Annotated in this window: 7 protein-coding genes and 1 pseudogene; all 8 read right to left on the reverse strand. The window is 33.8% G+C overall.

Going from position 1 to position 3958, the window contains the following annotated elements:
* Nucleotides 1-285: hypothetical protein (locus ACFINX_RS09425; RefSeq protein WP_375668736.1), on the reverse strand; the 285-nt coding region annotated here is incomplete at its 3' end.
* Between the two features lie 459 nt (nt 286-744).
* On the reverse strand, nt 745-1140 hold the full coding sequence (locus ACFINX_RS09430) for a type II toxin-antitoxin system HicB family antitoxin (RefSeq protein WP_375613839.1): 396 nt from the start codon (nt 1138-1140) through the stop codon (nt 745-747).
* A complete protein-coding gene (locus ACFINX_RS09435) occupies nt 1137-1337 on the reverse strand; it encodes a type II toxin-antitoxin system HicA family toxin (RefSeq protein WP_375612550.1) in 201 nt (66 codons plus the stop codon). The genes ACFINX_RS09430 and ACFINX_RS09435 overlap by 4 nt, the downstream gene beginning before the upstream one ends.
* 67 nt (nt 1338-1404) lie before the next feature.
* Nucleotides 1405-1941 carry a hypothetical protein gene (locus ACFINX_RS09440; protein WP_375668737.1) on the reverse strand — a complete coding sequence of 179 codons (537 nt, stop codon included), beginning with the start codon at nt 1939-1941 and terminating at the stop codon, nt 1405-1407.
* Nucleotides 1942-1951: 10 nt separating this feature from the next.
* Nucleotides 1952-2404 (reverse strand): single-stranded DNA-binding protein, encoded by a 453-nt coding sequence (ssb, locus tag ACFINX_RS09445; RefSeq protein ID WP_375668738.1) that lies wholly within the window; start codon nt 2402-2404, stop codon nt 1952-1954.
* A gap of 135 nt (nt 2405-2539) precedes the next feature.
* On the reverse strand, nt 2540-2920 hold the full coding sequence (locus ACFINX_RS09450) for an XRE family transcriptional regulator (protein WP_375668739.1): 381 nt from the start codon (nt 2918-2920) through the stop codon (nt 2540-2542).
* A gap of 132 nt (nt 2921-3052) precedes the next feature.
* Nucleotides 3053-3567 (reverse strand): annotated as a pseudogene (locus ACFINX_RS09455) (hypothetical protein).
* A complete protein-coding gene (locus ACFINX_RS09460) occupies nt 3554-3901 on the reverse strand; it encodes a hypothetical protein (RefSeq protein ID WP_375668740.1) in 348 nt (115 codons plus the stop codon). The pseudogene ACFINX_RS09455 and the gene ACFINX_RS09460 overlap by 14 nt, the downstream one beginning before the upstream one ends.
* Nucleotides 3902-3958 lie beyond the last annotated feature (57 nt).

Here is a 3958-nt window from a genome sequence, read left to right on the forward strand (position 1 = left end):
AGCTTTAGATGCTTTTGGCTGTTCGAGTGGAATTTCCTCTGTCACTGGTTCAGACGATGTTTGTACGGCTTCTTGTTTTATCTGCTTAATTTGTTCAACTGCCTTGTCTGTTTTTGCTGTTGTCTTGACTCCAATAAAAGGTTTTACAGCATTAGCGCGCTTGAGACGTGCGTAGACTTGATTGGAAACTTCAACAAATGGATTATTGGGTGTTGATGGTTCAAATCGAACAGTGCTTTTATTGTCTCCAACAACACACATTGGCTTAGTGATGACAGTTTTCATCATTGCTCCTTTTGAGTCATAATTAATGACATCATTAGTCAAATATTGATTGTTATTCTGTGAAAAATTGATTAGTCAGAATTATCTAGAAAACAGAGCTTTCTAGCCATATTAAAGGCTTGATATTTCATTGAATTTTTGGGAATATTTTTGAATTTTGGACGCAATACAACCAATGCAGTGCCGTCATTAAATACGATTTTTTACACCATGCCAACAAAAAAATCTATATTTTAGATTTTATAAATTATTGTGAAATTATTATAGGAGGGAAAGGCAATGACAGGTCCAGAAATATTAGATGCCATGTATATAATATCAATGATAGTTATATCCCTCTTAACTATAGCGTTTTGTTTGCCTGCCGCCTTTTGATTTTCATTAATAGTTTGCGGATCATATGCAATTACACGCTTTTGTAAAAAAATCGAGAGTGAGAAATTTTTCCAGATTGATGAGCTAAATATTAAGCTCGTGACGGGCTGCTGTTGCCAAAAAAGCAGATCTTGTTAAACCTCTCTTTTGTGCACAATTATCAATTGCACGTAAAAGCCCTCGTTCAATTGATATATTTGTGCGTATGACTTCTGAATCATTTTCAATAAAAGGAACTTGTATTAAAAAAGCTCCTTCTGACAAAGCTGTTTTGACAGATTTCCGTTGTATGACTTCTTCAAATTTTGAAGGAATAGGCACTCTATCTATATCTTCACAATAAAGTTGGAGTGCTTCTGTTGCATTTGCGATTAAATTTTCTTCCTCATCAGCAGCAGAAAAAAGTCCCTCAAAATCAGGAAACTGAACACCAAAAGCAGATTCTTCATCTTTATGAACAAGAGCAAAAAATCTTTTCATTCTTCTTCTCCTTCTTTTAACCAGCCTGCTTGTTGTGCGATAGAACGTGCTGTACCAATCGGAAGATTTTTTTTAGGATGTGGAACGATAACAACCTTATCATCTTTTTTAAATTTATGATGAGAACCTTTCACTTTGATAAGTTCAAAGCCATCACGCTTTAATTTTGCAATGATTTTTCGGCTATCTTGTTCCATTACCTAAACTCATAATGTGTAAATATATACACATTTTAATGATTTTTCATCTGATGTCAATTCTTTTTTAATGGCTAAAATGCTTATGAAGCGCATTAAGAACAATACGCAAAGAGCTAACAAGATGTGTTAACGATTGATCTTCTATAACAAGATATTGTAATGCAGCGTAAAGATTATACTGTCTATAGAGGTGTTGTGTTTCTTTGATAACCTCTTTCGTCTCTTCATAACAATGAGTTGCTCTTTCAATCCACCGTTTTTGTGCCTCCTCATTTGATGAAGGAGTAAAGTTATCATAAATTGCATTAGGCAATCCTTTTGCACATAGATAATTGTTTTTCACTTCAAGATATTTTTGTGCAGCATCATATTGGTCTTGATTGATTTCACCTTGCAAATAAAACCGCCCGATATAGGTTCCGGAAAGCGGATTTTTAGCCTCTTCTATGGTCAAGCCAAAGCGTTTGGCACGCATTTCAATTGCCAATTTATCCATGGGTTTATGCGGTGTTTTTGCTCGTGAGATGCGTCCGTTTGGTTCTCTGATACATCCTTTAATCCGAGGACGTCCGCGTTTTGTACGTTTTTTTCTCTTTGTCATATGTTATCAATCAGAATGGGATAGCATCATTAAGAGATGTGCCATGATCAGTAGCACCTGAAGCGATAGCATAATTTTGAGAAGTAATGGGTGAAGGGGTAGGGGATGCTGATTGCTCTTTCTTTGCATCAAGCAAATACAATTCCCCTTTGAATTGTGGTAAGATAATCTCTGTTGTATAACGGTCATGCCCATTTTTATCTTGCCATTTGCGTGTTTGTAATTTGCCTTCTACGTAAATCTTTGAACCTTTGTTGAGATACTGAAGTGTAATTTTTGCTAAATGTGGATTAAAAATCACAACTGAATGCCATTCTGTTTTCTCTACTTTTTGATTGGTTTTTTTATCTGTATAGCTCTCAGAAGTCGCTATACTAAAATTGACTATTTCTGCTCCAGAATTCATAGTTTTGCTTTCGGGATTAGCACCAAGGCGTCCGATTAACGTCACTTTATTTAGCATGTTTTTTCTTACCTTAAATTTGCAATTTATACATAAAAATCTTAGCATAATTTGCGTATTTATTCAATTATTTCAAAAGGATATTATTGTTTTTTAACATATAAAATTATGTTTACGGTGTATAAAATAAGGGGATCAAGGTATTCTATTCTGCAAGCACCGTTTTTTTTCTACTTTCTCCATGAGTTCCTTGCACTTTGTCAGATCTTGTTGTGAAAGAGATTTAAACATTCTAACAAACGTGTTAGAAATTTCATGGTTAAGTGGGTCAGAAGAGTTCATTGTAAAATTCTTACTACAAATATTTGCTTCTCTTCTCAAGATAGAAGCCGTTTCTTCATTTAAAGCATATTTCTCAATGATCTTTTCTTCCATGTCAGCAGGTATAGGCTTTTTGCCAATTTCTACAGAAGATAAAAATGCTATAGATACGCCTAATTTCTTAGCCATATCTAATAAACGTTCTGTTCGATCAATACGAATTTTACGTAAGGTTTTGCCAAATGGTGTAAGCATTTGATTCAAGCTCCTATTAATGCAATCAAGTGGTTTTCAATGATTTTTTGATGTTTTTGTTGATTTCATCTATGAACGTTGAGAAGAGACAACGTCATTTAATCTGAACAGTTTTATAAAATCGGAATTTTACTATAGCTTTTTAACTGAGCACTGTAGTGTGTAAATAGATATATTTATTAAACTGCGTGTATGTAACATAAGGAAAAATACACAAACTAAAAAGGAATACCAAAGAGCAATATCTGAGTACCAAAGTACAGTATCCAATGAAAAAGAAAGCTTATGCTCCACGTACTTAGAGATGACAGGTAAAAAACAGTTTCTTTATAACTATTTGGAAAAATTAAAACGATAAGCGCTAAACTTATTAGTTTTAAGAGTCTGTGCAAATACTGTTGTAAATCACGTGTTAGTTTCACCCAACCCGTTGTATCATCATCTTTATATTTTGGATTGTTCTGCAACTCAAAAGGAATATGAGAATTGCATAAAATTACAAAAATATTTGTTATTATTATCAAACCAAAAGATGCAAATATCAAAATACTTTGGATAAAGTAGGGATTTTTTTTAATTCCTAAAAAACATAAAAATATAAAAGTTATAATGCCAAACAAGGCTCTTAGCTGTTTATCTGTAAACATATTTATTTCCTGTGGTTTTCGGTAATTTTTTGATCTCTTTATTGATCTCGTCTATAAGAGGTTCGTAATTGAGAATGCTTTTCGGAATACCACCACCGTAAACCCATGCTTTCACTTGCGCTTTGGTACTAAAATCCGCATTTTCTGGTGTGGTATAATACTGGCCGCCATCAAACTTTTCACACTCTCTTGTGCCGTCTTCATATTCGTAGAGGTTGTAAAAATACTCCTCTGCTCCGACCCCCCAAGGAACATAACCAACAGCTGTTGCAATAAACTCTTTTTGCATTGGTTGTTTACGCTTTTTTAAGAACAGGTCTTTTAATATTCTCATGTTTTTAGTCCATAATTTTACCAATTGGTCTATTTACCTAAAATTTGACCGTACAGA

Source organism: Bartonella sp. AP36NXGY (assembly GCF_042195865.1).
Taxonomy (GTDB): domain Bacteria; phylum Pseudomonadota; class Alphaproteobacteria; order Rhizobiales; family Rhizobiaceae; genus Bartonella.

What these genes read in the sequence shown, in the direction of transcription:
- ACFINX_RS09435 (WP_375612550.1), bottom strand. Translation starts at nt 1,337, where the DNA reads ATGGAACAAGATAGCCGAAAAATCATTGCAAAATTAAAGCGTGATGGC.
- ACFINX_RS09430 (WP_375613839.1), bottom strand. Translation starts at nt 1,140, where the DNA reads ATGAAAAGATTTTTTGCTCTTGTTCATAAAGATGAAGAATCTGCTTTT.
- ACFINX_RS09450 (WP_375668739.1), bottom strand. Translation starts at nt 2,920, where the DNA reads ATGCTTACACCATTTGGCAAAACCTTACGTAAAATTCGTATTGATCGA.
- ACFINX_RS09460 (WP_375668740.1), bottom strand. Translation starts at nt 3,901, where the DNA reads ATGAGAATATTAAAAGACCTGTTCTTAAAAAAGCGTAAACAACCAATG.
- ACFINX_RS09440 (WP_375668737.1), bottom strand. Translation starts at nt 1,941, where the DNA reads ATGACAAAGAGAAAAAAACGTACAAAACGCGGACGTCCTCGGATTAAA.
- ssb (WP_375668738.1), bottom strand. Translation starts at nt 2,404, where the DNA reads ATGCTAAATAAAGTGACGTTAATCGGACGCCTTGGTGCTAATCCCGAA.